At 71.9% G+C, this 26,648-nt stretch carries 27 protein-coding genes; 13 read left to right on the top strand and 14 right to left on the bottom strand.

Annotation, left to right across the window (positions count from 1 at the left end):
- Nucleotides 1–44 precede the first annotated feature (44 nt).
- Both ACF062_RS15140 and ACF062_RS15145 read left to right on the top strand, forming a co-directional pair.
- Nucleotides 45–1,097, top strand: a complete 1,053-nt coding sequence (locus ACF062_RS15140; protein ID WP_356575315.1) for an NAD(P)-dependent alcohol dehydrogenase — start codon at nucleotides 45–47, stop codon at nucleotides 1,095–1,097.
- A 196-nt stretch (nucleotides 1,098–1,293) separates the two neighbouring features.
- Nucleotides 1,294–1,677, top strand: coding sequence for a VOC family protein (locus ACF062_RS15145; RefSeq protein ID WP_356575317.1), 384 nt, complete (start codon nucleotides 1,294–1,296; stop codon nucleotides 1,675–1,677).
- On the opposite strand, the gene ACF062_RS15150 is transcribed toward ACF062_RS15145, so the two are convergent.
- From ACF062_RS15150 to ACF062_RS15160, 3 genes are read right to left on the bottom strand one after another with little or no spacing between them, the layout of a single operon-like run.
- A complete protein-coding gene (locus ACF062_RS15150) occupies nucleotides 1,659–2,480 on the bottom strand; it encodes an alpha/beta fold hydrolase (RefSeq protein WP_392138311.1) in 822 nt (273 codons plus the stop codon). The two genes, ACF062_RS15145 and ACF062_RS15150, sit on opposite strands and share 19 nt — an antisense overlap.
- A 6-nt stretch (nucleotides 2,481–2,486) precedes the next feature.
- A complete protein-coding gene (locus tag ACF062_RS15155) occupies nucleotides 2,487–2,942 on the bottom strand; it encodes an ASCH domain-containing protein (RefSeq protein ID WP_392138313.1) in 456 nt (151 codons plus the stop codon).
- A 38-nt stretch (nucleotides 2,943–2,980) separates the two neighbouring features.
- Nucleotides 2,981–3,373 (bottom strand): helix-turn-helix domain-containing protein, encoded by a 393-nt coding sequence (locus ACF062_RS15160; RefSeq protein WP_223776413.1) that lies wholly within the window; start codon nucleotides 3,371–3,373, stop codon nucleotides 2,981–2,983.
- Between the two features lie 25 nt (nucleotides 3,374–3,398).
- On the opposite strand from ACF062_RS15160, the gene ACF062_RS15165 reads away from it, so the two are divergent.
- Nucleotides 3,399–3,785 (top strand): YybH family protein, encoded by a 387-nt coding sequence (locus ACF062_RS15165; protein ID WP_392138315.1) that lies wholly within the window; start codon nucleotides 3,399–3,401, stop codon nucleotides 3,783–3,785.
- A 10-nt stretch (nucleotides 3,786–3,795) separates the two neighbouring features.
- On the opposite strand, the gene ACF062_RS15170 is transcribed toward ACF062_RS15165, so the two are convergent.
- The 3 genes from ACF062_RS15170 to ACF062_RS15180 form a co-directional block, all read right to left on the bottom strand.
- The gene (locus ACF062_RS15170; RefSeq protein WP_392138878.1) at nucleotides 3,796–7,134 is read right to left on the bottom strand and encodes a S8 family serine peptidase; all 3,339 of its coding nucleotides are present in this window, start codon (nucleotides 7,132–7,134) and stop codon (nucleotides 3,796–3,798) included.
- 216 nt (nucleotides 7,135–7,350) lie between these two features.
- Nucleotides 7,351–8,616 (bottom strand): Ig-like domain-containing protein, encoded by a 1,266-nt coding sequence (locus ACF062_RS15175; RefSeq protein WP_223776410.1) that lies wholly within the window; start codon nucleotides 8,614–8,616, stop codon nucleotides 7,351–7,353.
- Nucleotides 8,617–8,911: 295 nt separating this feature from the next.
- Nucleotides 8,912–9,310: a hypothetical protein gene (locus ACF062_RS15180; protein ID WP_392138317.1), complete on the bottom strand. Its 399-nt coding sequence runs from the start codon at nucleotides 9,308–9,310 to the stop codon at nucleotides 8,912–8,914.
- 128 nt (nucleotides 9,311–9,438) lie between these two features.
- Between ACF062_RS15180 and ACF062_RS15185 the strand changes: the two genes are divergently transcribed.
- A complete protein-coding gene (locus ACF062_RS15185; RefSeq protein WP_392138880.1) occupies nucleotides 9,439–9,732 on the top strand; it encodes an LPXTG cell wall anchor domain-containing protein in 294 nt (97 codons plus the stop codon).
- 38 nt (nucleotides 9,733–9,770) lie between these two features.
- Nucleotides 9,771–10,355 carry an AAA family ATPase gene (locus ACF062_RS15190; RefSeq protein ID WP_392138881.1) on the top strand — a complete coding sequence of 195 codons (585 nt, stop codon included), beginning with the start codon at nucleotides 9,771–9,773 and terminating at the stop codon, nucleotides 10,353–10,355.
- Here the strand turns inward: ACF062_RS15190 and hutH are convergent.
- The 5 genes from hutH to ACF062_RS15215 form a co-directional block, all read right to left on the bottom strand.
- Nucleotides 10,352–11,890 carry a histidine ammonia-lyase gene (gene hutH / locus ACF062_RS15195; protein ID WP_392138883.1) on the bottom strand — a complete coding sequence of 513 codons (1,539 nt, stop codon included), beginning with the start codon at nucleotides 11,888–11,890 and terminating at the stop codon, nucleotides 10,352–10,354. The genes ACF062_RS15190 and hutH overlap by 4 nt on opposite strands.
- Before the next feature lie 121 nt (nucleotides 11,891–12,011).
- On the bottom strand, nucleotides 12,012–13,175 hold the full coding sequence (locus ACF062_RS15200; protein ID WP_392138319.1) for a diguanylate cyclase domain-containing protein: 1,164 nt from the start codon (nucleotides 13,173–13,175) through the stop codon (nucleotides 12,012–12,014).
- A gap of 60 nt (nucleotides 13,176–13,235) precedes the next feature.
- Nucleotides 13,236–14,033 (bottom strand): enoyl-CoA hydratase/isomerase family protein, encoded by a 798-nt coding sequence (locus ACF062_RS15205; protein ID WP_392138321.1) that lies wholly within the window; start codon nucleotides 14,031–14,033, stop codon nucleotides 13,236–13,238.
- A 98-nt stretch (nucleotides 14,034–14,131) separates the two neighbouring features.
- Entirely contained in the window at nucleotides 14,132–15,316 is a 1,185-nt protein-coding gene (locus ACF062_RS15210) for an adenylate/guanylate cyclase domain-containing protein (protein WP_392138322.1), read from the bottom strand.
- A gap of 271 nt (nucleotides 15,317–15,587) precedes the next feature.
- The gene (locus ACF062_RS15215; RefSeq protein WP_392138324.1) at nucleotides 15,588–16,457 is read right to left on the bottom strand and encodes a biotin--[acetyl-CoA-carboxylase] ligase; all 870 of its coding nucleotides are present in this window, start codon (nucleotides 16,455–16,457) and stop codon (nucleotides 15,588–15,590) included.
- A gap of 124 nt (nucleotides 16,458–16,581) precedes the next feature.
- Between ACF062_RS15215 and ACF062_RS15220 the strand changes: the two genes are divergently transcribed.
- The 4 genes from ACF062_RS15220 to ACF062_RS15235 all read left to right on the top strand — a co-directional run bounded on the left by ACF062_RS15220 (nucleotide 16,582) and on the right by ACF062_RS15235 (nucleotide 19,249).
- Entirely contained in the window at nucleotides 16,582–18,165 is a 1,584-nt protein-coding gene (locus tag ACF062_RS15220; protein WP_223776404.1) for an acyl-CoA carboxylase subunit beta, read from the top strand.
- Nucleotides 18,166–18,175: 10 nt separating this feature from the next.
- On the top strand, nucleotides 18,176–18,382 hold the full coding sequence (locus ACF062_RS15225) for an acyl-CoA carboxylase epsilon subunit (RefSeq protein ID WP_392138326.1): 207 nt from the start codon (nucleotides 18,176–18,178) through the stop codon (nucleotides 18,380–18,382).
- Between the two features lie 86 nt (nucleotides 18,383–18,468).
- Entirely contained in the window at nucleotides 18,469–18,597 is a 129-nt protein-coding gene (gene mmpB, locus ACF062_RS15230) for a morphogenic membrane protein MmpB (protein WP_263303355.1), read from the top strand.
- Nucleotides 18,598–18,640: 43 nt separating this feature from the next.
- Nucleotides 18,641–19,249, top strand: coding sequence for a nucleoside triphosphate pyrophosphatase (locus ACF062_RS15235; protein ID WP_392138328.1), 609 nt, complete (start codon nucleotides 18,641–18,643; stop codon nucleotides 19,247–19,249).
- Here ACF062_RS15235 and ACF062_RS15240 read toward each other — a convergent pair.
- Nucleotides 19,230–19,676 carry a hypothetical protein gene (locus ACF062_RS15240; RefSeq protein WP_392138330.1) on the bottom strand — a complete coding sequence of 149 codons (447 nt, stop codon included), beginning with the start codon at nucleotides 19,674–19,676 and terminating at the stop codon, nucleotides 19,230–19,232. The two genes, ACF062_RS15235 and ACF062_RS15240, sit on opposite strands and share 20 nt — an antisense overlap.
- Before the next feature lie 357 nt (nucleotides 19,677–20,033).
- Here ACF062_RS15240 and ACF062_RS15245 point away from each other — a divergent pair, with 357 nt between their 5' ends.
- From ACF062_RS15245 to ACF062_RS15260, 4 genes are all read left to right on the top strand, one after another.
- Nucleotides 20,034–21,809, top strand: coding sequence for an acetyl/propionyl/methylcrotonyl-CoA carboxylase subunit alpha (locus ACF062_RS15245; RefSeq protein ID WP_392138331.1), 1,776 nt, complete (start codon nucleotides 20,034–20,036; stop codon nucleotides 21,807–21,809).
- A 443-nt stretch (nucleotides 21,810–22,252) separates the two neighbouring features.
- Nucleotides 22,253–23,128 carry a hypothetical protein gene (locus ACF062_RS15250; RefSeq protein WP_392138333.1) on the top strand — a complete coding sequence of 292 codons (876 nt, stop codon included), beginning with the start codon at nucleotides 22,253–22,255 and terminating at the stop codon, nucleotides 23,126–23,128.
- 2 nt (nucleotides 23,129–23,130) lie between these two features.
- The gene (locus tag ACF062_RS15255; RefSeq protein WP_392138335.1) at nucleotides 23,131–23,328 is read left to right on the top strand and encodes a hypothetical protein; all 198 of its coding nucleotides are present in this window, start codon (nucleotides 23,131–23,133) and stop codon (nucleotides 23,326–23,328) included.
- A 59-nt stretch (nucleotides 23,329–23,387) separates the two neighbouring features.
- The gene (locus ACF062_RS15260) at nucleotides 23,388–24,005 is read left to right on the top strand and encodes a TetR/AcrR family transcriptional regulator (RefSeq protein ID WP_392138336.1); all 618 of its coding nucleotides are present in this window, start codon (nucleotides 23,388–23,390) and stop codon (nucleotides 24,003–24,005) included.
- A 28-nt stretch (nucleotides 24,006–24,033) separates the two neighbouring features.
- Here ACF062_RS15260 and ACF062_RS15265 read toward each other — a convergent pair whose 3' ends face one another.
- Both ACF062_RS15265 and ACF062_RS15270 read right to left on the bottom strand, forming a co-directional pair.
- Nucleotides 24,034–25,002 (bottom strand): DeoR/GlpR family DNA-binding transcription regulator, encoded by a 969-nt coding sequence (locus tag ACF062_RS15265; protein WP_392138338.1) that lies wholly within the window; start codon nucleotides 25,000–25,002, stop codon nucleotides 24,034–24,036.
- A gap of 119 nt (nucleotides 25,003–25,121) precedes the next feature.
- Complete coding sequence (locus tag ACF062_RS15270; protein WP_223776396.1) at nucleotides 25,122–26,570, bottom strand: NAD(P)H-quinone dehydrogenase; 1,449 nt, start codon at nucleotides 26,568–26,570, stop codon at nucleotides 25,122–25,124.
- Nucleotides 26,571–26,648 lie beyond the last annotated feature (78 nt).

Genomic DNA, 26,648 nt, shown 5'->3' on the forward strand with positions numbered 1-26,648 from the left:
CGGAGGGCTGGGTGATGTCGCGGGCGGGGGGCAGGCTCGGAGGCATGACTGAGCAGATCACCACCGTTTCCGCCTACGCCGCCCCCGCCCCCGACGCGCCGCTGGAGCTCACCACCGTCCCGCGCCGCGCCGTCGGCGAGTTCGACGTCCTGATCGACATCAAGTACGCCGGTATCTGCCACTCGGACATCCACCAGGCCCGTGACGGCTGGGGCGAGGGCATCTTCCCGATGGTGCCCGGCCATGAGATCGCCGGAGTCGTGGCCGAGGTCGGAGCGGGCGTCAGCAAGTTCGCCGTCGGAGACCGCGTCGGCGTCGGCTGCATGGTCGACTCGTGCCGTGAGTGCGAGAACTGCCGGGCGGGCCTGGAGCAGTACTGCGTCAAGGGCAACGTCCCCACGTACAACGGCCTCGGCAAGGACGGGGAGCCGACCTACGGCGGCTACTCCACGCACATTGTCGTGGACGAGGCGTACACCGTACGCATCCCCGACGGGCTGGCACTGGACGTGGCCGCGCCGCTGCTGTGCGCCGGCATCACCACGTACTCCCCGCTCAAGCGCTGGAACGCGGGCCCCGGCAAGAAGATCGCCGTGGTGGGCCTCGGCGGTCTCGGCCACATGGCCGTCAAGATCGCGCACGCCATGGGTGCCGAGGTGACCGTCCTGTCGCAGTCCCTGCGCAAGAAGGCCGACGGCGAGCGGCTCGGCGCCGACCACTACTACGCGACCAGCGACGACGCCACCTTCGAGCAGCTGGCGGGGTCCTTCGACATGATCCTCTCCACGGTCTCGGCGCCGCTGCCGCTGGACAAGTACCTGGGGCTGCTGCGCACCGAAGGCGCCTTCGTGAACGTGGGCGCGCCGGAGGAGCCCGTCTCCCTCAACCTCTTCTCCGTGATCGGCGGCGGCAAGACCCTCGCCGGTTCCATGATCGGCGGCATCCGGGAGACGCAGGAGATGCTGGACTTCTGCGCGGAGCACCAGCTCGGCTCGGAGATCGAACTGATCCGCGCCGACCAGATCAACGAGGCGTACGAGCGGGTCCTCGCCAGCGACGTGCGCTACCGCTTCGTGATCGACGCGGCGACGATCTGAGGGTCCTCCACGCTCGCTGTGACAAACGGTCCTCGTGGCCGGAAAACGCCTCGGTCGCGGGGCCTGGTCCGCAGGGCGCGGCGGAACCGGGACCCGTGACCGATCCGGGCGCCGTGCGCCCCGGCCTACCGTGGTTCTCGTCAGCGCAGGACACGGGGGTTCCGGCGAGACTTTCGGCAAGCAGGGAGGTCACACGATGTCCATCGAGTTGAACCACACGATCGTCGCGGCCACGGACAGGAAGGCGTCGGCGCAGTTCCTCGCCGACATCCTGGGGCTCGAAGCGGGTCCGGAGTACGGTCCGTTCATCCCCGTGGAGATCCCCAACGGCGTGACCCTCGACTACATGGAGAGCGGCGGTCCGATCACGCCGCAGCACTACGCCTTCCTGGTCTCCGAGGACGAGTTCGACGCGATCTTCGGCCGCATCGAGGAGCGGGGCCTGGCCTACTGGGCCGACCCGTACCACCACCGCGCGGGCGAGATCAACACGAACGACGGCGGGCGCGGCGTCTACTGGGAGGACCCGAACGGGCACAACCTGGAGATCCTCACCCGGCCCTACGGCAGCGGCGGCTGAGACGGAGCGCTCCCCTCCAGGAACGCGAGCACCGCAGGGGTCGCCACGTCCGCGAACTCCTCGAAGTAGGCGTGCCGGGCGCCCGGGACGAGGAACGTCCTGGCGTCCGGGATGCGGGCGGCGAGCAGCGGGGCGTTGGCCGCCGGGTTGAACGTGTCGTCCGTGCCGTGCACGACCAGTACCGGCGCGGTGATGCGCGGCAGCGCCTCCCACGCGTCGTGGCGGGCGCTGGCCCGCAGATGGCGGCGGCGGGCGTGGGCCGGCATGGCCGGGTCGCCGAGCGTGTGGAACTCCCGCCCCGGGTGGTCGCGTTCCTGCTCGGCGAGCCAGGCCGGGGTGTACATGAGCTCCAGCAGGGCGCGGCGCACGGCGTGCGGATCGGCCTGGTTCAGGGCGGCCCGGACCTCGGGGCCGCGCTCGACGCCGTGCGGGGCCCCGGGCGACGTACAGCCGAGGACGAGGCGGTCGACGCGCTCCGGATGGTCGGCCGCCAGCCACTGGGCGATACGGCCGCCCATCGAGGTGCCGTAGACGTGGGCGCGGTCGATGCCCGCGTGGTCGAGGACCGCGATCGCGTCGCGGGCGAAGCCCGGCGTGCTGTACGTATCGGTGTCGGGGCGGTCGCTCTCGCCGGTGCCGCGGTGGTCCATGACGACGGTGGTGAAGCGCGCGGCGAAGTCGTCGCGCACGCAGTCCCACCAGTGGTGGTTGTTGGACTGCCCGGCGAGCAGCACCAACGGTTCACCCGCGCCGTGCAGTTGATAGTGGATCGCGGCGCCGTCGGCCGCTTCGGCGAAGGGCACGGCCGGTCACTCCCCCCGCAGGTCGGCGACGAGGCGGAAGCGCTCCAGGACGAGTTCGGTGCCGTCGTCGACGGTGAACGTGTCGTCGCCGAGCGCGGCGCGCAGCTCCGCGCCGTGCCAGAAGCTCTCGTGCCCCGCCCGCCACGCGGCGACGGTCGTGTACCCCTCGCCTTCGTCCACGGCGTGGGCGAGGTCCACGTCGGCCAGCGGCACGACCCGCACGTCCGTCGTCTCGATGACGGCCACGGGCCGGTCGTCCGAGTCGACGACGACCGCGCGCTCGCCGGCGGCCGGGAGCGGGTAGCCGTCGCGTTCGTAGTCGAGGAGGAGGCCCGTCGTCGACGTCTTGGAGCCGTCCAGGATCGCCGCCACGAGCTGGTCGCGCAGCGGTCCGGGGAAGGCGAACTCCGCCTTGGGGAGCGCGTCGTGGGTGTCCTGGCTGCCCTGCGGTGACGTGGTCATGGGAGCACAGTAATGGCCCGCCCGGCTCATCCTGGGGCTCACTCCTGGGGCGGGCGGGACGCGCCCCAGTCCCACAGCGCTTGCAGCACCGGCCCCAACGCGCGGCCGTGCGGGGTGAGTTCGTAGGTGACCGCCGGGGGCCAGCCGGGAGTGCGGGTGCGCTCGACGGCGCCCGCGGCGGTGAGCTGGGCGAGGCGGTCCGTCAGCACCTTGTCGGACAGCTCGGGTAGAGCCGCGGCCAGTTCGCTGTACGTGCGCCGCTCGTGCCGCAGCAGCTCGCGGACCAGGAGCGTCGTCCAGCGGCCGCGCAGGGCGGCGAGGGTGATCTCCACGGGACAGGACGGGCTCGGGGCCGTGACCCTGGCCCGCGCGTCGTCCGGGAGCCCCGGGCGGCCGGCTCGGGCCGCGCCGCTTACCGTTCGGTGAGTCACGAGTCCCTCTCCTACCGTCTGGGCCATGACGATATCGACACCGTCCCTGCCCACCCGCGCCGAGGACGTCCCCGCCGCGTTCGCCGAGCGGTTCAACAGCGGTGACGCCGAGGCCGTGCGCGAGCTCTACGAGGAGCGGGCCGCCTTCGTGCCCGACACCGGAGCCGCCGTGCACGGCAGCGCGGAGATCACGGCCGCCAACGGCCCCTTCCTCGCGCTCGGCCTGCCGATCTCCGTGACGCCGCGGCATGTGCACGTCGCCGGGGAGATCGCCCTGCTCGTCGTCGACTGGGAGATCGGCGACGGCGTGGTGCGCTCCACCGCGACGGACGTGGCACGACGCGGCGCCGACGGGTTCTGGCGATACGTGATCGACAGTCCCTTCGGCGCCGCGCCGCGGTCAACGCGCTAGTGGGGCAAGGTCACTTGCCGTAGTACGCGTTGTGGATCGACAGCGTCGACTTGTTCCCCTTCTTGTCCGTGATCTTGGCGTGGAAGGAGATCCCCTTGTCCTTCTCGGGGTTCTTGACCGAGATCTTCCCGTTGACGACCTTGACCTGCTTCCAGGTCTGGCCGTAGTCGTACGAGACGTAGACGTACAGGGACTTGAGGTTCGCACCGGCCGCCGCGCCCTGGACCGTGACCGGCACGGACTGGGTCTTGCCGGCCTCCGCCCCGCTGCGCAGGTCGACCGCCGGGCTGAACCGCACGACGGAGACGGGCAGCTTCGCGCTGTCCACCTTCTTGGAGCGGAACTTGAAGCTCGCGTCGACGCGGGTGGAGGCCGCCGCGACCTTCACCGACCGCTTCACCGACGTCTTCAGCTCGTACGCGGCATCGCCCGAAGGCACCTTGAACGGCGCCCCGCCGACCAGCGGGTCGTCGTTCTCGCCCAGCTTGGTGCCGTTGCGGTACAGCGTGGTCTTCACCGACGTGTAGAGCGAGGAGCCCAGGTGGTTCTTGCCGTCGGCGAACAGCGGCAGGGAGCCCACGATCTCGTTGTCCTGGCGGAAGACACCGAGGTCGCCTCCGACGCGCGGCCCGAACACGGCCGTGTTGAAGGTCTTCTCGTAGCTCTGGCCGCCCTTGAAGGCCTGCGCGGCGCCGAGCGTGTAGCCCGCGTCGACGATGGGCCAGCCGTCCGGGCCGGTCCCGGCCTGCTGCTCCAGGTCGAGGCTCCACTTCGCCTTGTCCACGGTGGACAGGTACAGCGTCCGGGTGGTGGGCAGCGGACGCGGTATGCCGACCGAGGAGCCGCTGGTGCTGCCCGGGAGGCTGCCCATGGCGCTCAGCGCGCCCTTCTTGCCCGAGGACGACGCGCCGACGTTCACCTTGACCTTGGCGAGCTCGGCCGCCTTGAAGTGCCTGGTGTAACCGGTCGCGACCTGCTTGACCTTGCCACCGGTGACGATGTCGTACTCGGTGTCGTCACCCTTGGTCCAGTGCCCGCCCCACTGCTGGAACAGCGAGCCGTCGGTGACCGCCGCACCCTGGTGCTTCGTACGGAAGCCGGCGTACGAGTCGAGCCACCAGCCGAAGCTGTAGCTCCCCTGCGGGACGTCGACCGTGTAGTCCGGGGCGGCGAACCCCAGCTCGGCGCCCGCGTCCGGCACCGTGATGTCCACCGGCTTCGTCGTCCGCGCGTCCAGCGTCACCGTGGCGTCCTTGGTGACGTTCAGCTTCGGCTGCGCGATCCAGTCGGCGCCCTTCTTGAAGTCCGTCGGGTCGACGAACAGGCCCGAGTTGAGGATGTAGCCGCCCTTGGGCACGCGCACCTTGACGGTGCCGGACTCGTCGTACGGGTTGTACGACATGTCGGCGGCGGGGCCGCTGACGCCTTCCAGGTCCAGGTCGTAGGCCGTCGCCGGAGCGCCGTCCCGGCCGATGAGCTTCAGCGTCAGGTCGTACGACTCGACCTCGTTCACCACGGCGGCGGCCGTCCGCACGGACTGCCCGCCGCCGGTCCCGACGACGTACGCGGAGTACGCGCCGTCGAGGGCCGCGCCCCGCTTGGAGTCGGCGGTCAGGTCGACGGAGGCGGTGCCGCCCGCAGGGACGGTCACCTTCTTCGCGCCGAGGCCGAAGAAGCCGGCCGGGGCCGGGCGGCCCTTCGGGTCGGTGCCGCTCACCGTGACGTCGAGGGTGACGTCGGTCTTGCCGGTGTTCCGGTACGTCACCTTCTTGGTGACCGGCTTGTCGTCGGTGTGCGGCCACTGCTGCGTGCCGAAGTTCACCGACACCGGCTCGGCGAAGACCGTCTGCTTGATGGCCCTGTCGACGGCGATACGGCCCGAGCCCTGCTGGAACGGCGTGTACTTGCCGCCCTTGGTGGACGCCGTCAGGGCGCCCTTCAGCTCGGAGTACTTCCAGTCGGGGTGCTGCTGCTTCAGCAGCGCTGCGGCGCCCGCGACGTGCGGGGCGGCCATCGACGTACCGGAGATCGTCAGATAGCCCGCGGGGCTCTCGCCGACCTCCTTCGCGAGGACGCTGCCCGGAGCGGAGGCCGCGGTGATGTCCACACCGGGAGCCGTCACATCGGGCTTGATCGCGCCGTCGCCGACCCGCGGGCCCTGGCTGGAGAAGTCCGCGAGCTCGTCGTTGTCGTCGACCGCGCCGACGGTGAGCGCGGCGTCCGCGCTGCCCGGTGAGCCGACGGAGCCGGGCTCGCCGTCGTTGCCCGCCGAGATGGCGAAGAGGATGCCCTTCTCCGCGGAGAGCTTGTCGACCTGCGCTTCGAGGGGGTCGACACCGGGGGTGTCGCCGCCACCGAGGCTGAGGTTGACGATGTCGGCGCCCTCGGCGGCCGCCCAGTCCATGGCGGCGATGATGCCGGAGTCGTCGCCGTAGCCGCTGTCGTCGAGGACCTTGCCGTTCAGGAGCTTGGCGCCGGGTGCGACGCCCTTGAACTTGCCGCCCGACGTGGCTCCGGTGCCGGCCGCCGTGGAGGCGACGTGCGTGCCGTGGCCGTAGCGGTCCGCGGCGTCCTCGGCGGGTGTGCCGGGGGTGAAGTTCTTCTCGGCGACCACCTGGCCCTTGAGGTCCGCGTGGCCGGCGGCGATGCCGGTGTCCAGGACGGCGATCTTCACGCCCTTGCCGTCGTACCCGGCGGCCCACGCCTTGTCGGCGCCGATCTGCTTGACGCTCTTGTCGAGGCTCGCCTTGCGGACGCCGTCCAGCCAGACGTGGCTGATGCCGGACGCGGCGGTGCGGGCGTCGCCCTTGCCGCTGGTGAGCGCGGCCCACAGGTCGGCGGCGTCGCGCTTGGGAGTGGTGACCGCGTCGGCGTTCAGCGACTTCAGGGTCCTGCGGACCGTGGTGTCACCGGCCGAGCGGACGTCCGCCTTGGCCCCGGTCGCGGCTCCCTTGTAGCCGACGATGACCTTGAGGCCCTTCTTCTGGGCCGCGCGGTTGCGCTTGTTGTTCAGCTCGGTGACGTCGAACAGCCGCTGGTCGATCCTGCCGTCGGCTATCAGGCGCCGCGCGTCGGCGGGTATCAGCAGCGTGTGGCCGTCCTTGCGCCGCACCTGCACCGGGATGTGCTCGCGCCCCTTGGCCCGGTCGAGCCCGATCACGCGGCCCTTGGCGTCGAGGACGGCCCGGTCGCCCGTGATCAGCGTGACGTGGTCGGTGCCGGCGGACTTGCCCGCCGCGCCCCGCGCACCGGTCGGCTGCGCCGGGTCCGCGGAGGCCGGGCTGGTCATGCCCGCCGCGAGCGCCACGGCGACGGCCGCGGCGACGGTGGCCCCGCCCGCTCTCTTCACTTGTCTGTGCAAGTCTCCCCCTGGAGTTGAAGGGGCTGCCGCCCCTCGGACACCGAAGTATGCCGAGAGTCGAACATCTGCTCAATAGTGGGGAGAAAGCGGGTAGTTGGTGCCGGTGGGTTTTTGCCCGGACATGACGGTGGCCCGCACCCTTGGCCGGGGTGCGGGCCGCGTCGTGTCGTACGACTGTACGCGTGTGCGCGCGTACGCGTGGGATCAGACGGCGGAGCCGGCCTTCCACTGCGCCCAGTCCATGTTCCAGCCGTTGAGGCCGTTGTCCGGGGCGATGGTCTTGTCGCCGGTGTTGCGGACGTCGACGACGTCACCGGTGATGGTGTTGTCGAAGAACCAGGCGCCGGGCTTGCTCTTGTCGCCCGCGCCCTTGGCGTCCTCCAGGCCGATGCAGCCGTGGCTGGTGTTGGCGTTGCCGAAGATCGACGGCGAGCCCCAGTAGTTGCCGTGGATGAAGGTGCCCGAGGAGGACAGCCGCATGGCGTGCGGCACGTCCTTGATGTCGTACTCGCCCTTGCCGTCGTTGTCCTTGAAGCCGACGGTCGCGCCGTCCATGCGGGTCTCCTTGAACATCTCGGAGATCACCATCTTGCCGTTGTACGTCTTGTTCTCGGGCGAGCCCGCGGAGATCGGGATGGTCTTGATGACCTTGCCGTCCCGGGTGACCTTCATCGTCTTCGTCTTGGCGTCGACGATGGAGACCTGGTTACGGCCGATCTTGAACTGAACGGTCTTCTGCTGGACGCCGTAGACACCGTCGGCACCCTCGACACCGTCGAGGTCCAGCTTCAGCGTGACGGTGGAGTTGCCCTGCCAGTACTCCTCCGGGCGGAAGTCCAGGCGGTTGTTGCCGAACCAGTGGCCGACGACTTCCTGCCCGCTGGTGGACGACACCTTGATCGCGGACTGGACTTCCTTCTTGTTCGTGATGCCCTTGTCGAAGTTGATCGACACGGGCATGCCGACGCCGACCGTCGAGCCGTTCTCGGGCGTGAAGCTGCCGATGAAGCTGTTGGCCGGCGAGACGGTCGTGAACGTCGAGTTCTCGTGCGCCTTGCGGCCCTCGGAGTCCTTGGCGGTGGCCGAGATCTTGTACTTCGTGGCGCGTTCGAGCTGGCCGGCGGGCTTCCAGCTCGTCTTGTCAGCGGATATCTGACCGGCCACGGCCTGACCGTCGGACGCCTTCATCACCACCGAGGTGAGCGTGCCCTCGCTGACCGTGACCTTGGCCGCGCTGTTGATGCTGGCGTTGTCGGAGCCGTTCTTCGGCGCGATCCGGATCTGGGCGGCGGAGGTCTTCTTGGCCGCCGCCTCGTCGACCTGGTTCTGCGACTCCTTGCCGCCGCCGGAGGCCTTGCCCCCGTCGTCGCCGTTGCACGCCGAGAGCACGAGCACGCCGCCGACGAGCGCGGACACGGCCGCCAGGCCCTTGCGCCCACGCCCCGACTTGCGACGCCTACTGTCCGTCATCACACGCATCTCCATAGTTGCCGAATCCCCGAACCAGCCGTGACCGGCCCCGATAGTGCCTCGTAACCCCGCATAACGTCCTGCCCGGTTCGTCCCGTTCCACTTCCGCGCGGAGTGTGGGGAACACCACGTCCGCGGTGCTGGCGCCGGTCCCCGCCACCACTGTGCGGCATGGGACCGCCGAGGGGAAAACCGATCACCGTGCGGGGATGAGACGACGGGACCCCGGACGGCGGTTGCTGTCCGGGGTCCCCGATTCCGGATCCCCTAATCCAGGTCCGGATCGCGCCGTCGGCTAGGCGAGCCTGTCGTCGCGGCCGTACATCGCCTCATGGCCGTACTCCGCGTCGGACTCGTCGTCCCCGTCGCTCTCGCCGTCGTCGTCATCATCCTCGTCGGGGTCCCAGTCCGGCGAGTCGGGGTCGTAGTCGGTCATTTCGCTGCTCCACGAGGCCTGGGTGAGCTCGATCCCGGGCACCTCGCTGACCAGGTCGAACGGATCCACCAGATAGGCGAGCGCCTCCGCACCGTCCTCCTTGACGGCGCTCTCGGCGTGCGCGCGCTCCTCGGCGGGCATCTGCCCGTCCTCCGCGACGCGGGCCAGCGCGGCACCGGTCAGCTGTTCGGCGTCCTCGACCTCCACCACCATTTCAACCCGCAGTCGCACAAACCGTGATGTCTCGTCTCCAGTCATACGAGGGAGCGTAAGGCCCGCTCCCCCCGCGACTTTCCCGCGACCCGCGCCTTTCATTACCATCGCCCCACACGGCCAATTCGCCAGCGCCACAAGGGGGATCCGATTCCGTGTCCGCACGTCGTTCGATGCTGACCGCCACCGCCGCCGGAGCCCTCCTCGGCGCCCTGTGGTTCGTCCCCTCCGCGAACGCGACCTCCGCCGGGTCGCACGACACCCCCCGGGACGACAGGCCCGCGAACTCGGCCCCCCACCACGATGCGACCGCGACCACGACCACCGGGCGCCTCGCCGACACCGGCAGCTTCGACACGACTCCGTACGTGGCCGGCGGGACGGCGTTCCTCGGCCTCGGGGCGGGCTTCGTGGCCTACTCCGTCCGCAGAGAGCGCTCGGGCCAGGCACGCGGCGCGGCCTTCTGAGCGGGCCCCGCGCGCGTACGGCGCCCTGGGACATCCTGCTGCTCGGCGGCGCGTCCGGCGTCGGAAAGAGCCGGGCCGCCGCTCAACTGGCAGCGGAGTCGGAGGCGTTCGTCGTCGAGTTCGACGACGCCGTCGCGGCGGTCCGGGCGATCACCACGGCGCGGGGGCATCCGGACCTCCACCACTTCGACGGCGGCGTCTCGCAGCTCTCCGCCGCGCGGGTCCTGGAACTCCAGATCGCCACGGCCCGGGCCCTGGACCCCGCGCTCCTCGGTGTCGTGCGCAACCGCCTGACCGTCGACGTGCCCGCCGTGATCGAGGGCGACTACCTCACCCCGGCCGCCGCGGCGCGCGCCATGCGTGCGGGCGCCGCGGCCGGGCGCGAGGTGCGGGCCGTCTTCCTGCACGAGGGCGATCCCGGGCAGATCGCCGCCAACTACGCCTGCCGGGAGCCGGACGAGGGCGACCAGACCGAGCGCGCCGGGATCAGCGCCGCGTACTCCTGCTGGCTCGGCGAGCAGGCGGCCCTGCACGCGCTGCCGGTGGTCGACGCCCGGCCCTGGGCCGCACTGGCGTCCCGCGTCCGGCAGGCGCTCGACCATGGCGCCACGGGCGTGGCCTAGGCCAGCGCGCCCGTCACCGGCTCCACCGCGGCGAGCAGCGCGCCGGAGCGGACGAACGCGTCCGCGGCCGCCAGGTCCGGGGCGAGGAAGCGGTCCGGCCCCGGGCCCGCGACGCCCGCCTTGCGGACCGCCTCGATGACCGCCTGCGTGGCGGGGGCCGGGGTGAGGCCCTCGCGCAGCTCGACGGCGCGGGTGGCGGCGTAGAGCTCGATGGCCACGATGCGGGTCAAGTTGTCGACGGCGGTACGCAGCTTGCGCGCTGCCGACCAGCCCATGGAGACGTGGTCCTCCTGCATGGCGGAGGAGGGGATGGAGTCGGCCGACGCGGGGACCGCGAGGCGCTTCATCTCGCTGACCAGGGCGGCCTGCGTGTACTGGGCGATCATCAGGCCGGAGTCGACGCCCGCGTCGTCCGCGAGGAACGGCGGCAGGCCGTGCGAGCGGTTCTTGTCCAGGAGCCGGTCGGTGCGGCGCTCGGCGATGGAGCCGAGGTCGGCCGCGGCGATCGCGAGGAAGTCCAGGACGTACGCGACCGGGGCGCCGTGGAAGTTGCCGTTCGACTCGACGCGCCCGTCGGGGAGCACGACCGGATTGTCGACGGCGGCCGCCAGCTCGCGCTCGGCGACCGTGCGGGCGTGCGCCATGGTGTCGCGGCCGGCGCCCGCGACCTGCGGCGCGCAGCGCACCGAGTACGCGTCCTGGACGCGCGGCGCGTCGTCCTGGTGGTGGCCGGTGAGGCCCGAACCGGCGAGCACCGCGAGCATGTTGGCGGCGGAGGCGGCCTGGCCCGGGTGCGGACGGATGGCGTGCAGCTCGGGGGCGAGGACCTTCTCCGTGCCGAGCAGGGCTTCGAGGGTGAGGGCGGCGGTGACGTCGGCCGACTTGTAGAGGGTCTCCAGGTCGGCGAGAGCCATGATCAGCATGCCGAGCATGCCGTCGGTGCCGTTCAGGAGCGCCAGGCCCTCCTTCTCCCGCAGCTCTACGGGCGTGATGCCGTGCGCGGCGAGCAGTTCGCCCGCGGGCTTCAGCGCACCGTCGGGGCCTTCGGCGTCGCCCTCGCCCATCAGCGTCAGCGCGCAGTGGCTGAGCGGGGCGAGGTCACCGGAGCAGCCGAGGGAGCCGTACTCGTGGACGACCGGGGTGATGCCCGCGTTCAGGACGTCGGCCATCGTCTGCGCGACCTCGGGGCGTACGCCGGTGTGGCCCGAGCAGACCGTCTTCAGGCGCAGGAACATCAGCGCGCGTACGACCTCACGCTCCACGCGCGGGCCCATGCCGGCCGCGTGCGAGCGGACGATGTTGCGCTGGAGCTGGGCGCGGAGGTCGGGGCCGATGTGGCGGCTGGCCAGGGCGCCGAAGCCGGTCGAGACGCCGTAGACGGGGTCGGGCTTGGCCGCGAGCGCGTCGACGATCTCGCGCGACGCGGCCAGGGCGGCCCGTGCCTCGTCGGTCAGTTCGATCCGTGCGTTGCCGCGCGCGACGGCGATGACGTCCGCCGCACTCGTCCCGGACGTCCCAAGGGCCACGGTGCCCACGCTGTGCATATCCATATTCAGCAGCGTACGGATTGAATCGTCAGGTGTCACGGGCGGGTTCGGCGCGGGTTATGTCACAGGTTTCGTCACAGGTGTACTAGGTGCACTCCGCCGGGGCCGCTTACCCCGGGGGCGGGGTCCCCCGGCCGCGGAACCGGCGCCGCTCCCCCGGCTCGGCCACCCGCGGGGGCGAGTCGGCGAGCCGGACCACAGGGTCGTCACTGCCTTCGCGCCCCGCGACCACCGGCTTCTGCGCGCGCGCCGCCTTCGCCCGGTACTGCGCCGCGTCGGCGAGGCGGAAGAGGCGGCGGGCCGAGTGGACGGGGCCGATCGGGTCCCCGGTGGACGCGACCCCGCAGGCGACCCCGTCCCCGAGCTCCAACTCCGCCGCCCGCAGGCACAGTTCATCGGCGACGCGCACCACCTCGTCGGCGGCCGGCCCCACCGACAGCAGGCAGAACTCGTCGCCGCCGAGCCGCGCGGCCAGCGTCCCCGGCAGCATCGCGCCGCAGAGCGAGAGGATGGAGCCGAAGCGCTCCAGGAGCCGGTCGCCGATCGCGTGCCCCCGGGTGTCGTTGACCCGCTTCAGCCCGTTCACGTCGCAGACGACCAGGCTCACCACGGCGCCGTCCAGGCGGTGGCGCTCCACCGCCTCGTCGAGCCGCAGGTCCACCGCGCGGCGGTTGGCGAGCCCGGTCAGCGCGTCCGTGAAGGCCAGCCGGCGCACCTCCTCAAGGCGTTCGGTCTGAGCGATCCCGGCGGCGGCCACCGCCGCGAGTACGGTCGCGAAATCGGCGTCGGAACGGCCAAAGACGGGCGCGCCCACCGGCCGGGCCACGTACAGCTCACCCCAGGCGCGCCCGTGCAGCACGATCGGCGCGACCACGCAGCAGCCGCGGCCGCGCCGGCGCAGCGCCGAGACGCGCTGGTGGCAGTAGCCCGCCCAGTGGCCGCCGCTGGGCCCCTCGGCCGTCTCGACCCAGGCGTTCGGCTCGCCACCGCCGGCCCAGCGCTCGTGCAGGAACTCGGTGATCTCCGGGAACTGGTGGACGGGGTACGCCTCCCGCTCCGGGAACTCCTCCTCGTCCTCGGTTCGTTCGCCCGCGTTCACGAGGACCCGCAACTGGCCCAGGTCCCGCTCCCACACGGACAGCGCCGCGAAGCTGCCGCTCAGCGCGCGGCAGGCACCGAGGGCCGCGGCCTGCCAGGACTCACGCGGAGTCTGCGCGGCGGCCATGGCCTGCGCCAGCTCCACCACGGCCCGCAGCCGGACGTCCTCACCCATCCCTCCAGGCTAAGAGGTTTACGACAATTTGGAACTTTGGGGCATAAGCCCGCCGGCTGGCTACTCCCCGGGCCACTCGGGCTTCCGCTTCTCGTTGAACGCCGCGACACCCTCCGCGCGGTCGCCCGAGAAGGCCACCGTGCGCCACGCCGCGTCCTCCACCTCGAGGCCCGCCCGCAGGTCGAGGCCGTGCCCGAGGCGCAGGGCACGCTTGGCGGCGCGCAGGCCGACGGGCGAGTTGGCCGCCATGCGGGCGCCGAGCGCGAGCGCTTCCGCACGGGCCTCGCCCTCCCCCACCAGCAGGTCGACCAGGCCCAACTCCCGCGCCTCGGCCGCCTCCACGCGCCGCGCCGAGAAGATCAGCTCGGCGGCGCGGGCGGCGCCGACGCGGCGCGGCAGGAGCTGCGTACCGCCGCCGCCGGGAATGACGCCGACGGAGACCTCGGGGAGCCCGACGACCGCGGTCGGGTCGGCCACGATCACGTCACAGGAGAGGGCGAGCTCGAAGCCGCCGCCGAGCGCGAAGCCGTGCACGGCGGCGACGGTGGGCATGGGCAGCTCCAGCACGCCGGTGTAGCAGGCGCGGGAGGTGGGGCGCTGGCGCAGCAGCTCGGCGTCGCTGAGGGAGTTGCGCTCCTTCAGGTCGGCGCCGACGCAGAACGCCCGCTCGTGGGTGGAGGTCACGACGACGACGCGGGCGGCACTGTCCTCGGACAGGGCGGCGCAGGCGGCGGCGACGGAGCGGGCCATCTCCGAGGAGACGGCGTTCATCGCCTTCGGGCGGTCCAGGACCAGTTCGGCGACATGGCCGTGCCGCCTGACCGCCACGTACTCCCCGTACCGCTGCTCGTCACCCATGACCGATGCCTCCTGCCGGTTAACGACCGTTACCCGGGGATCATGTCAGCCGCGCCCGGCACCGGGAAGAGGCCCCGGCCCCGGGAGACGGCGGGCTCTCACGTACGGCGGGCCAGCAGCCAGGGCTCGACGATGCCGAGGCCGCGGACGGGCCGCTGCCACATCGGCTGGAGCGCGAAGCGGTACGCGGGCGGCTCCTCGCCCTCCTTCTCCGCCGCGGCCGCCGCCTCCGCGGCCTGCGCCTCGGAGGCGGGCGCGTCCCCGGTCCGCGTCAGCTCCTTTGCGAAGGCGCCGTCCACGAGCACCGCGTCCCGGGGCGCTATCGACGTGAGGCGGCTCGCGAGGTTCACGGTCGTGCCGAAGACATCGCCCATACGGGTCGTCACGGTCCCGAAGGCGATGCCGACGCGCAGTTCCGGCATGGTCTCGTCGTTGGCCATGGTCTCGATGAGCCGCAGCGCGATCTCGGCGGCGACGCCCGCGTCGTCGGCGGCGTACAGGACCTCGTCGCCGAGGGTCTTGATGAGCCGCCCGCCGTGTGCGGCCACCAGGTCGGCGGCGGTGGTCTCGAAGGCCTCGACGAGTTCGCCGAGCTCCTCCTCCTCCATGCGGCGGGTCAGCCGCGTGAAGCCGACGAGGTCGGCGAAGCCGACGGCGAGCCGCCGGTCGACCATCTCCTCGTCGTCCGCGGCCTGTACGACGCGGCCGGTGGCGGCGGCGAGCTGGCGGCGCCAGACGTAGACGAGGAACTCCTCCAGCTCGGGCAGGAGCAGCTCGATGAGCGGATACGTGACTTCGGTACGGGTCATGCCCGGCTCGGGCGGTTCGGTCAGCCCCTCCAGGAAGGAGTCGATCTGCCACTCGGCGAGCCGGGCGGTGGTCTGCCCGGTCGAGCGGGCCACCTGGACCGCCATGGCCTCGCTGAGCAGGCCGGCCTCGACGAGACCGGCCAGGCGCCGCAGCGCGAGTACGTCGGCTTCGGTCAGGGCCTTGGCCTGGCCGATGTCGGGGAAGCCCATGGCTCGCCAGAAGCGGGAGGCCAGCTCCATCGAGACGCCTGCGCTGCGCGCCGCCTGGAAGGGGGTGTAGCGGCGGTCGGCGCCGAGGATGAGCTGTTCGAGCTGGAGGGCGAGGGGGTTCTTCGCGGACTCGCCGTCCGCCTTCTCGTCCTCCACGTCGGGGATCTGGTGGGCGTCCGTCCCGGCCGATCCGGTGCTGCGGCCGGGTCCGTCGTCGGGGCCGCGCTGTGCACCCGCGCCGGAGCCCGTGTCGTCGACGGTCACGCCTGCTGCCCTTCCGATCTGCCGCGGTCAGGTATCGACCGGCGTCAACTTTACGGCAGGTGTGCCGCAGCTCACTCCCGACTCCCCGTGACCTCTCGGGTGCGGGTGCGTCGTGGTTGTTCGCGCAGTTCCCCGCGCCCCTTAAGGGGCCCCTTGCCGGGTGCCGGTTCGTTGTGGTTGTTCGCGCCGTTCCCCGCGCCCCTAACGGGGCCTGGTGCGCCTCAGGCGGCCCCGCGCGGGGCCCTCCCCGGCGGGGCCCACCCCATGCCGGCTACGTCGCCGGTCGCAGGTGGATGATGTCGCCCGCTCCCACCGGTTCCTGCACGCCCTCCTCCGTGGCGAGGACCAGGCGGCCGTCGCCGTCCACCGCTACCGCCTCTCCTACGATCGCCCTGTCGCCCGGCAGCTCCGCCCGTACCCGGCGGCCCAGCGTCGCGCAGCCCGCCGCGTATGCCTCCTGGAGGCGGGATGTGGACGGGTCGCCGCCCGCCCCGCGCCACACGCCGTACCACTGCTCCAGCGAGCGCAGCACGGCCCGCAGGAGCGGGTCCCGGTCCGTGGTCGCGGCGCCTGCCAGTGCCAGTGAGCCCGCCGTCGGCACCGGCAGCTCGTCCTCGCGGAGCGTGACGTTGAGGCCGATGCCGATGACCACGCCGGCGCCGGAGCCCCCCGCGGAACCCGCCCGCTCGGCGAGGATGCCGCCGGCCTTGCGCTCCTCGTCACCGACGGTCACCAGGAGGTCGTTGGGCCATTTGAGCGCCGTGTCCACGCCGGCCACCCGCGAGAGCCCCGTGGCGACGGCGACGCCGGTGAGCAGCGGCAGCCAGCACCACCGCTCGACGGGCACCTCGGCGGGCTTGAGCAGGACGGAGAAGAAGAGTCCGGAGCGGGCGGGCGCCGACCACTGCCGGTCGAGGCGCCCGCGCGCCGCGCTCTGCTCCTCGGCGACCAGCACGGCTCCCTCGGCCAGGTCATCGGCCCGTGCCACCAGGTCGGTGTTGGTGGAGCCGGTGCGGGGCACCACGTCCAGGGAGGACCACAGCCCGCCCTCCCGCAGCAGCGTCCGCCGCAGGGAGGCGGCGTTCAGGGGCGGGCGGTCGAGGTCGGACCAGCGGTTGTCTTCAGCATCTGGCGGCGTCATGCAAGCCACCCTAGGTGTGGTAAACGCCGCACTGCCGAACGGTATCCGCGCCGATACGCTACGGGGCAGTAGCCAGCCGTAAGCCGCCATACGCACCTTTGAGCAGGCAGGGAGCCGCATCCCTATGTCCGAGACCGACATCCACACGACCGCCGGCAAGCTCGCGGACCTCCAGCGCCGCATCGAGGAGGCGAAGCACGCGGGATCGGCCCGCGCGGTGGAGAAGCAGCACGCCAAGGGGAAGCTGACGGCGCGTGAGCGGATCGAGCTGCTCCTCGACGAGGGCTCCTTCGTGGAGTTCGACGAGTTCGCGCAGCACCGCTCGACCAGCTTCGGCCTGGAGAAGAACAGGCCGTACGGCGACGGCGTGGTGACCGGGTACGGCACTGTCGACGGCCGCCCCGTGGCCGTGTTCTCGCAGGACTTCACGGTCTTCGGCGGCGCACTCGGCGAGGTCTTCGGCCAGAAGATCGTCAAGGTCATGGACTTCGCGCTGAAGACGGGCTGCCCCGTCATCGGGATCAACGACTCCGGTGGTGCCCGCATCCAGGAGGGCGTGATGGCCCTCGGCATGTACGGCGAGATCTTCCGCCGCAACACGCACGCCTCGGGTGTCATCCCGCAGATCAGCCTGGTCGTCGGGCCCTGCGCGGGCGGCGCGGTCTACTCCCCCGCGATCACCGACTTCACGGTGATGGTCGACCAGACCTCGCACATGTTCATCACGGGCCCCGACGTGATCAAGACGGTCACCGGTGAGGACGTCGGCTTCGAGGAGCTCGGCGGTGCCCGCACCCACAACTCCACGTCGGGCGTGGCGCACCACATGGCGGGCGACGAGAAGGACGCCATCGAATACGTCAAGTCGCTGCTGTCCTACCTGCCGTCGAACAACCTCAGCGAGCCGCCCGCCTTCCCCGAGGAGGCGGACCTGGAGCTCACGGACGAGGACCGCGCCCTCGACACGCTGATCCCGGACAGCGCGAACCAGCCGTACGACATGCACGGCGTGATCGAACACCTCCTGGACGACGGCGAGTTCTTCGAGACGCAGCCGCTGTTCGCGCCGAACATCCTCACCGGCTTCGGCCGCGTCGAGGGCCACCCGGTGGGCATCGTCGCCAACCAGCCGATGCAGTTCGCCGGCTGCCTGGACATCGACGCCTCCGAGAAGGCCGCTCGCTTCGTGCGCACCTGCGACGCCTTCAACGTGCCGGTGCTGACCTTCGTCGACGTGCCGGGCTTCCTGCCGGGCGTCGAGCAGGAGCACACGGGCATCATCCGCCGCGGCGCGAAGCTCATCTACGCCTACGCCGAGGCCACCGTCCCGCTGATCACGATCATCACGCGCAAGGCCTTCGGCGGCGCGTACGACGTCATGGGCTCCAAGCACCTGGGCGCCGACCTGAACCTCGCCTGGCCGACCGCGCAGATCGCGGTGATGGGCGCGCAGGGCGCGGTGAACGTCCTGCACCGCCGCACCATCGCCGCGGCCGGTGACGAGGCGGCCCAGGAGGCGGCCCGCGCGCAGCTCATCCAGGAGTACGAGGACGCGCTGCTCAACCCGTACACGGCGGCCGAGCGCGGCTACATCGATGCCGTGATCATGCCGTCGGAGACCCGCTCGCACCTGGTGCGGGGCCTGCGTCAGCTGCGCACTAAGCGGGAATCCCTGCCTCCGAAGAAGCACGGCAACATCCCCCTGTAGAGGAGCCCTAGTGATCAAGGTCGTACGGGGCAACCCGACCCCGGAGGAGCTGGCCGCCGCACTGGCGGTGGTCCAGGCGCGCGCCGCGGCGGTGGCCGGCCAGCCGTCCGGCGCGCCCGCGCCGCCCGCCGCGTGGGCCGACCCCGCGCGGGTGGCCCGCCACCGGCTGCCCGCGCCCGGTCCCACGGCGTGGGGCCGCACGTACTGGCCCGGCTAGCCGCCGCCCGGCCGGACGCACCGGGCCGGGGAAGTTGAGTACGCGTACTCAGGCGCCCCGGCCCGCCCGGCCGCAGTATCGAAGGCATGCTGTGGTCGGACCCGGAGAACAACCCGCCCAAGGACATGCGGGACATGCAGGCGAAGATGCGCCGTGCGGGCTTCGTCCTCGCCCTGGCCATGGTCGTCGCGATGTTCGTGCTCGGCATCCACTGAGCGCCTCACGCGCGGCGTCGGGGCGCTCGCTACCCTGACCGGCATGAGTGATCAGCCACGCCGCCGTCTCGTGCTCGCCTCCCAGTCCCCCGCCCGCCTCGGCCTGCTCCGGCAGGCGGGCCTCGCCCCCGAGGTGATCGTCAGCGGCGTCGACGAGGACAAGGTCTCCGCGCCGACCCCCGCCGAGCTCGCCCTCGCCCTGGCCGAGGCCAAGGCCTCCGTCGTCGCCGCGCGGCCCGAGGTCAAGGGCGCCCTGGTCATCGGCTGCGACTCGGTCCTGGAACTGGACGGCAAGGCGCTCGGCAAGCCCGCCGACGCCGAGGAGGCGACCGCCCGCTGGAAGGCCATGCGCGGCCGTGCGGGCGTCCTCCAGACGGGGCACTGCGTCTACGACACCGTTTCCGGGACGTACGCGTCGGGGACGGCCTCGACCGTGGTCCGCTTCGGTGAGCCCTCCGACGAGGAGGTCGCCGCGTACGTCGCGAGCGGCGAACCGCTGCACGTGGCGGGTGCCTTCACGCTGGACGGCCGCTCGGCGCCGTTCATCGACGGCATCGACGGCGACCACGGCAACGTCATCGGTCTCTCGCTGCCGCTGCTGCGCCGCCTGCTCGGTCAACTGGGCGTCGGCATCACGGAATTGTGGGCGTAGGACCTGCCGCGGGCGCCGGGGCGCCGCCCTCGCGCGCCCGCTTCTCGTACGCCACCAGCGTGAGGACGATCAGGCCGAGCACGGCCATCATGAAGGCGAACGCGGGCCAGCCCACCAGGCCGACGCAGAAGGCGCCGAGGACGCCGTGCACGACGGCGCAGCTGATCAGCAGCAGCCTCCCGAAGCGGCCCGGGGCGCGGTCCCTGGCGCCCGCGAGGGCCAGGATGACGCCGCACAGCGCGAGGTAGCCGCCGAAGAGGGCTCCGCCGATCCATGTCGAGACGGTCATCGCGTGCGGATCGAGGCCGGCCAGCGACATGCCCTGGTTCTCGACGACCAGGCCGAGGAACCAGTTGAGCAGCGCGATGCCGACCGCCTCCGCGAGGAGAACGATCGCGCCCACCCAGGCCACCGGTCTGCGCGCCACGGCGCCCCACCCTCTTTCCGTTCCCGCTGTTACCCCTGGTACGTCGAGCCATCGCGAACGCTACTCATGGGTAAACCTCGGGACAAGGGCTGCGCGGCAGGCAAAGAATCATTGGGCCATTCGTAGGGACTCCACAAAGAAAGCGGCCCTGCCGCAGCGCGGCTTCACAGAGACCTTGACCACACCGTGCGGCTACGCTGCCGGGGAGGAACCCTGCGTACCGTGGTACGACAAGGGTTTTCGCGGGACGAGGGGACCTCGCATCACACTCCGTGTGGGCAAGCTCACCCTTGGGGACGGGTCGTAAGGCCGTGTCGGCAGTCCCTAAACTCGGCTTGTTTCAAGGAGGGAGCCATCGTGCGCAAGGTGCTCATCGCCAACCGTGGCGAAATCGCTGTCCGCGTTGCTCGGGCATGCCGGGATGCAGGGATCGCGAGCGTAGCCGTCTACGCAGACCCCGACCGGGACGCTCTGCACGTCCGGGCGGCCGATGAGGCGTTCGCGCTGGGCGGTGACACTCCGGCCACCAGCTACCTGGACATCTCCAAGGTGCTGGCGGCGGCCAAGGACTCGGGGGCGGACGCGATCCACCCCGGTTACGGCTTCCTTTCGGAGAACGCCGACTTCGCGCAGGCCGTCATCGACGCGGGCCTGAACTGGATCGGCCCGCCGCCGCAGGCCATCCGCGACCTGGGTGACAAGGTCGCCGCGCGGCACATCGCGCAGCGCGCCGGTGCCCCGCTCGTCGCGGGCACCCCTGACCCGGTCTCCGGCGCCGACGAGGTCGTCGCCTTCGCCGAGGAGCACGGGCTGCCCATCGCCATCAAGGCCGCCTTCGGCGGTGGCGGGCGCGGCCTGAAGGTCGCCCGCACCCTCGAAGAGGTCCCGGAGCTGTACGACTCGGCGGTGCGCGAGGCCGTGGCGGCCTTCGGGCGCGGCGAGTGCTTCGTGGAGCGCTACCTCGACAAGCCGCGGCACGTCGAGACCCAGTGCCTGGCCGACAAGCACGGCAACGTGGTCGTCGTCTCCACCCGTGACTGCTCGCTCCAGCGCCGCCACCAGAAACTGGTCGAGGAGGCCCCGGCGCCGTTCCTCTCCGAGGCGCAGGTCGCGGAGTTGTACGCCTCGTCCAAGGCGATCCTCAAGGAGGCCGGCTACGTCGGCGCGGGCACCGTCGAGTTCCTCGTCGGCATGGACGGCACGATCTCCTTCCTGGAGGTCAACACCCGCCTCCAGGTGGAGCACCCGGTCACCGAAGAGGTCGCCGGCATCGACCTGGTCCGCGAGATGTTCCGCATCGCCGACGGCGAGGAACTCGGTTACGGCGACCCCGAACTGCGCGGCCACTCCTTCGAGTTCCGCATCAACGGCGAGGACCCGGGCCGCAACTTCCTGCCCGCGCCCGGCACGGTGACGAAGTTCGAGGCCCCCTCCGGTCCCGGTGTCCGCCTGGACGCGGGTGTCGAGTCCGGCTCGGTCATCGGCCCGGCCTGGGACTCGCTCCTCGCCAAGCTGATCGTGACCGGCGCGACGCGCGAGCAGGCGCTCCAGCGTGCCGCCCGCGCCCTCGCGGAGTTCACCGTGGAGGGCATGGCCACCGCCATCCCGTTCCACCGCGCCGTCGTCCAGGACCCGGCGTTCGCGCCCGAACTGACCGGCTCCGGCGACCCGTTCACGGTCCACACCCGGTGGATCGAGACCGAGTTCGTCAACGAGATCCCGCCCTTCGCCGCGCCCGCCACGGACGCGGAGTCCGACGAGGAGCCGGGCCGCGAGACGGTCGTCGTCGAGGTCGGCGGCAAGCGCCTTGAGGTCTCGCTCCCCTCCTCCCTCGGCATGACGATCGCGCGCACCGCGGCGGCGGGCGGCGCCCGCCCCAAGCGCCGCGCGGCCAAGAAGTCCGGCCCGACCGCTTCCGGTGACACCCTCGCCTCGCCCATGCAGGGCACGATCGTCAAGATCGCGGTCGAGGAGGGCCAGGAGGTCAAGGAGGGCGACCTGGTCGTCGTCCTGGAGGCCATGAAGATGGAACAGCCCCTGAACGCGCACCGTTCGGGCACGATCAAGGGCCTCACGGCGGAGGTGGGCGCGAGCCTGACCTCCGGCGCGGTGATCTGCGAGATCAAGGACTGACGCACGAAGGTGCCGCATGTGCCGGGCCGGGCTGGACACTCCAGCCCGGCCCGGCGTGCGTGGCCGGGCACGCAACCGCCTGCCGTCGCGCCCGGTCTCCATCGTCATGACAGCCAAGCGAAGGCCGCCTGCCGCGCCGAATGACCGGGAGTTGCGGTTGTGGCGGACGGGCAGGGCGCCGACACTCTGCCGACGACAGACTCGGGTCCGACTCACCCGCGCTCCGGCTCGGAGGCGTCCACGCCCTGGCCGACCCCGGCAGCGACCCGGCCCACCAGGAGGAGCACCACCGCCACCTGGCCTTTCGCAAGGTCCGGCAGCGCGTGAGGACGGACTCGGCGGAGCCGTGACAAGGCCGGGCCAGGAGGCGGGGCGGCCCCGCAACCACCGCGCCACCGCCCCACGTCCTTCCCCGTGCAGAGCCGAAGACCACGGGGGCTTCAGTGACACGTACAGGGGACTTACTGGGGCTGGCGGCCGCCGCAGGTGTCAGCACCGGCGCCGCCTGGCTCGCGGCAGCCGCCGACGCCGGACAGCGCTACGCGGCGGGGTTCCTCCTGGGGCTGGCCGCGGGCCTCTCCATGGCGCTGTTGCGCCGCTTCACCCGGCTGCCGCTGGGCCGCCGCCGCCCCTACACCTTCGCCCTGCCGCTGCCCGCCCCCGACTGGCACGCCCCGCTGCCGGACCCCCACGGTGATCCCGAGGCCCTGCGCCCGCACGCCGAGTCGCGGGCACGGCTGCTGAGCGACGCCTCCGCCCTTGGCGCCGCACTGCGCCACAGCTGCGCGCTGCCCCCCGAACTCCGTACGGAGCTGGCCGCGTCCGCCACCTCGGCGTCGATCCAGGCGAGCGACTCCGTGCTCCCGCCGGCGGGCGACGGGCCGCTCGGCCCCGATCCCGCGTACGACGCCGCGTACGCCCTCGGAGAGCTCGTCGCGACCGTCGAGTTCAGCCGCATCGGGCTGCGGGCGCTGGAGGCCCTGGTGACCGAGCGGCCGCTGCGGGCCGACCCGCCCTGCTGGTTCAATCCGCTGCACGAGCGCGGGCGGACGCGCACGGTGATCGCGGGCGCCGCCGAAGAGGTCACCGTCTGCCACGGCTGCGCCCGGGAGCCCGCGCCGCTCCTGGTGCCGTCGGCGGCGGGCCCCGTGCCGTACTACGAGAGCGAGGCCGTCGACCCGCGCTGGCGGCTGCTCGGCTACGGCGCGGTGGTCCCGGACGGCGCCGCTGCGATGATCGCCGCCGCCCGGGAGGGCTTCCGCGGCGACGGCGCCGAGCAGCACGGCACCAAGCAGCTCGGCACGAAGGCGAGTTGGTGATCATGGAGGAGCTGGTCTCCGGGGTGCTGAGCGGGCTGCTCGTCGGCGCCTTCATCACGTACCCCCTGGTGTTGTGGCTGGTCCGCGAGGTGTGTGGGGGCAGGCTGCCGCCGCACCGGCGCGAACGCAGGGCGCGAGCGGAGCTGGACGCCTTCTTCGGCCGCGGGGAGACCGGCGCGGGAAGGCCTGACCGCCACTGATCGCGGCCCGTCGGCAGTGGCATCCTTGAAGGACGCGTACGTTCACGAAGGGTGCGGGGATGACGACCGGCATGGACCAGCAGGCGACAGCGGCGCAGCAGTCCGCGCGGGCCATGCGTGCCGACGCGCGCCGCAACTACGACCGGTTGCTCGCGGAGGCCCGCGCGGCCTTCGCCGAGCACGGCACCGGTACGTCACTGGAGGACGTGGCGCGCCGCGCGGGCGTCGGCATCGGCACGCTCTACCGGCACTTCCCCAACCGGCACGCGCTGATGAGCGCGGTCTGGGAGGACGCCGTACGCGATCTGCTCGCGCGCTCCCACGCCCTGCTCGACGACCCGAAGCCCTGTTCGGCGCTGGTGGCGTGGCTGCGCGCCATCGTCACTCATGCGGGTGAGTACCGCGGCCTCTCCAGCGCCCTCATGTCGGCGTCGCACGACGACACTTCGGCCCTGGCGCGGTGCAGCAAGCCCATGCGCGCGGCCGGCGCGGCCCTGCTCGCCCGCGCGCAGGAGGCGGGGGCCGTGCGGCCCGACGTCTCCATCGCCGACCTGCTGCAGCTGACCAACGCGATCTCGCTGGCGGCCGAAGAGACCCCGGACGATCCGGAGTTGGCCGACCGCCTGCTCACGCTGACCCTGCGGGGCCTGAAGGCCGACGGGTGCGCGGCGGCGTAGGTACCGCCGCCGTGGCCCCGCCCGGCGCTCAGCGGCGGCGCAGATCCGCGACGCGCGCGGCCCGCTCCCCCTGCTGCTCCCCGAGGAGCGCGTTGCGCAACTGCTGACCCGGACCCGCCCCGTGGTTGCGCCGCTGACCCGGCAGGGGCACGTCCCGGCGCTGCTGGCGCCCCGTGGGGACGGAGTCGACGCCGGGTCCGGCGTCAGGGGTCCCGGATCCGCCCGTCACCGCGATCCGCACGCCCTGGTCGGCCAGGGCCTGGAGTTCCGTGGCGGCCCGGTCGTCGTGCGCCGGGGGCTCGTCCGTGACCAGGCGGGTGATGACGTCCGTCGGCACCGTCTGGAACATCGTGTCGGTGCCGAGCTTGGTGTGGTCGGCGAGGACCACGACCTCGGCCGCCGCCTGGACCAGGGCGCGGTCCACGCTCGCGGAGAGCATGTTGGACGTGGACAGGCCGCGCTCGGCGGTCAGGCCACTGCCCGAGAGGAACGCGCGGGACACGCGCAGCCCTTGCAGGGACTGCTCGGCGCCGCTGCCGACCAGGGCGTAGTCGGAACCGCGCAGGGTGCCGCCGGTCATGACGACTTCGACGCGGTTGGCGTGGGCCAACGCCTGTGCCACCAGCAGGGAGTTGGTGACGACGGTCAGGCGGGGGACCCGCGCGAGCCGTCGGGCCAGCTCCTGCGTGGTCGTACCGGCGCCGATGACGATGGCTTCGCCTTCTTCGACGAGACCCGCCGCGAGATCGGCGATGGCCGTCTTCTCGGCGGTCGCGAGATGTGATTTCTGCGGAAAGCCGGACTCCCGCGTGAATCCGCCCGGCAATACCGCACCGCCATGCCGGCGGTCGAGGAGTCCTTCTGCCTCCAGCGCGCGCACGTCCCGCCGTACGGTCACTTCGGAGGTCTGGACGACGCGGGCGAGCTCACGGAGCGATACCGCTCCGTTGGCCCGCACCATTTCGAGGATCAATTGACGACGTTCTGCAGCGAACACGAAACTGACAGTAACCCCAACGACCGTCTGCTTTCAGCAGTTTGCGCCGAATTACAGAAGTTGTTCGCACAGCGGGACGGGAAGTGGTATAGCCGCCCATCCTGGCCAGTCCGGGCCGGTCAGCCCTCTCCCGCGGTCTTCCGGGTGTGCAGCTGACGCGCCACTTCGGCGATCGACCCCGAAAGCGATGGGTACACGGTGAACGCATTCGCGATCTGCTCGACCGTCAGATTGTTGTCGACCGCGATCGAGATGGGATGGATCAGTTCCGAGGCGCGCGGCGCGACGACCACACCGCCGACCACGATGCCCGTACCCGGACGGCAGAAGATCTTGACGAAGCCGTCGCGGATGCCCTGCATCTTCGCGCGCGGGTTGCGCAGCAGCGGCAGCTTGACGACGCGCGCGTCGATCTTGCCCGCGTCGACGTCCGCCTGGCTGTAGCCGACGGTCGCGATCTCGGGGTCCGTGAAGACGTTCGAGGAGACGGTCTTCAGGTTCAGCGGCGTCACCGCGTCCCCCAGGAAGTGGTACATCGCGATGCGCCCCTGCATGGCGGCGACGGAGGCGAGCGCGAAGACCCCGGTGACGTCACCGGCGGCGTACACACCGGGGGCGGAGGTCCTGGAGACCTTGTCGGTCCAGATGTGACCGGAGTCCTTCAGCTTGACCCCGGCCTCCTCCAGGCCCATGCCGCTGCTGTTGGGGATGGCGCCGACGGCCATCAGGCAGTGGCTGCCGGAGATGACGCGGCCGTCGGCCAGCGTGACCTCGACGCGGTCGCCCACGCGCTTGGCGGAGGCGGCACGCGAACGGGACATCACGTTCATCCCGCGCCGCCGGAAGACGTCCTCCAGGACGGCGGCGGCATCCGGGTCCTCCCCCGGAAGCACCCGGTCCCGACTCGACACGAGGGTGACGTTCGACCCGAGGGCCTGATAGGCGCCGGCGAACTCGGCACCCGTCACGCCCGAGCCGACCACGATGAGCTCCTCGGGCAGCTCGTCGAGGTCGTACACCTGGGTCCAGTTCAGGATCCGCTCGCCGTCGGGCTGGGCGTCGGGGACCTCGCGCGGGTGACCGCCGGTGGCGATGAGCACGGCGTCGGCGACGAGCGTCTCCTCGCTGCCGTCGGCGGCCCGCACGACGACCTTCCGCGACCCGTCGATGTCCTGCTGTCCCGCCAGGCGGCCACGGCCGCGCAGCACGCGCGCGCCCGCACGCGTGACGGACGCGGTGATGTCGTGGGACTGCGCGAGCGCGAGGCGCTTCACACGGCGGTTGACCTTGCCGAGGTCGACACCCACCACGCGCGCGGGGCTGTCGATGTGCGGGGTGTCATCGGCGACGATGATCCCCAGCTCCTCGTACGACGAATCGAAGGTGGTCATCACCTCGGCCGTCGCGATCAGAGTCTTCGACGGCACGCAGTCGGTCAGCACCGACGCCCCGCCCAGACCGTCGCAGTCGACGACGGTCACCTCCGCGCCGAGCTGGGCGGCCACGAGAGCCGCCTCATATCCGCCGGGTCCGCCACCAATGATCACGATCCGAGTCACGTACTCCATTGTCCCGCACGCTTCAAGGTACGGACGCGCCGGGGCCTCCGTCCGTGCGAACGCCCTCGTCCCGACCGTCCTGCCGCT

Origin of the sequence: Streptomyces sp. NPDC015345, assembly GCF_043078805.1 — a bacterium.
Taxonomy (GTDB): domain Bacteria; phylum Actinomycetota; class Actinomycetes; order Streptomycetales; family Streptomycetaceae; genus Streptomyces.

Coding starts and splice junctions, on each gene's coding strand:
- ACF062_RS15140 (WP_356575315.1), top strand. CDS start 45: ATGACTGAGCAGATCACCACCGTTTCCGCCTACGCCGCCCCCGCCCCC.
- ACF062_RS15145 (WP_356575317.1), top strand. CDS start 1,294: ATGTCCATCGAGTTGAACCACACGATCGTCGCGGCCACGGACAGGAAG.
- ACF062_RS15155 (WP_392138313.1), bottom strand. CDS start 2,942: ATGACCACGTCACCGCAGGGCAGCCAGGACACCCACGACGCGCTCCCC.
- ACF062_RS15165 (WP_392138315.1), top strand. CDS start 3,399: ATGACGATATCGACACCGTCCCTGCCCACCCGCGCCGAGGACGTCCCC.
- ACF062_RS15175 (WP_223776410.1), bottom strand. CDS start 8,616: ATGACGGACAGTAGGCGTCGCAAGTCGGGGCGTGGGCGCAAGGGCCTG.
- ACF062_RS15180 (WP_392138317.1), bottom strand. CDS start 9,310: ATGACTGGAGACGAGACATCACGGTTTGTGCGACTGCGGGTTGAAATG.
- ACF062_RS15185 (WP_392138880.1), top strand. CDS start 9,439: ATGCTGACCGCCACCGCCGCCGGAGCCCTCCTCGGCGCCCTGTGGTTC.
- ACF062_RS15200 (WP_392138319.1), bottom strand. CDS start 13,175: ATGGGTGAGGACGTCCGGCTGCGGGCCGTGGTGGAGCTGGCGCAGGCC.
- ACF062_RS15205 (WP_392138321.1), bottom strand. CDS start 14,033: ATGGGTGACGAGCAGCGGTACGGGGAGTACGTGGCGGTCAGGCGGCAC.
- ACF062_RS15215 (WP_392138324.1), bottom strand. CDS start 16,457: ATGACGCCGCCAGATGCTGAAGACAACCGCTGGTCCGACCTCGACCGC.
- ACF062_RS15220 (WP_223776404.1), top strand. CDS start 16,582: ATGTCCGAGACCGACATCCACACGACCGCCGGCAAGCTCGCGGACCTC.
- mmpB (WP_263303355.1), top strand. CDS start 18,469: ATGCTGTGGTCGGACCCGGAGAACAACCCGCCCAAGGACATGCGGGAC.
- ACF062_RS15235 (WP_392138328.1), top strand. CDS start 18,641: ATGAGTGATCAGCCACGCCGCCGTCTCGTGCTCGCCTCCCAGTCCCCC.
- ACF062_RS15255 (WP_392138335.1), top strand. CDS start 23,131: ATGGAGGAGCTGGTCTCCGGGGTGCTGAGCGGGCTGCTCGTCGGCGCC.
- ACF062_RS15260 (WP_392138336.1), top strand. CDS start 23,388: ATGACGACCGGCATGGACCAGCAGGCGACAGCGGCGCAGCAGTCCGCG.
- ACF062_RS15270 (WP_223776396.1), bottom strand. CDS start 26,570: ATGGAGTACGTGACTCGGATCGTGATCATTGGTGGCGGACCCGGCGGA.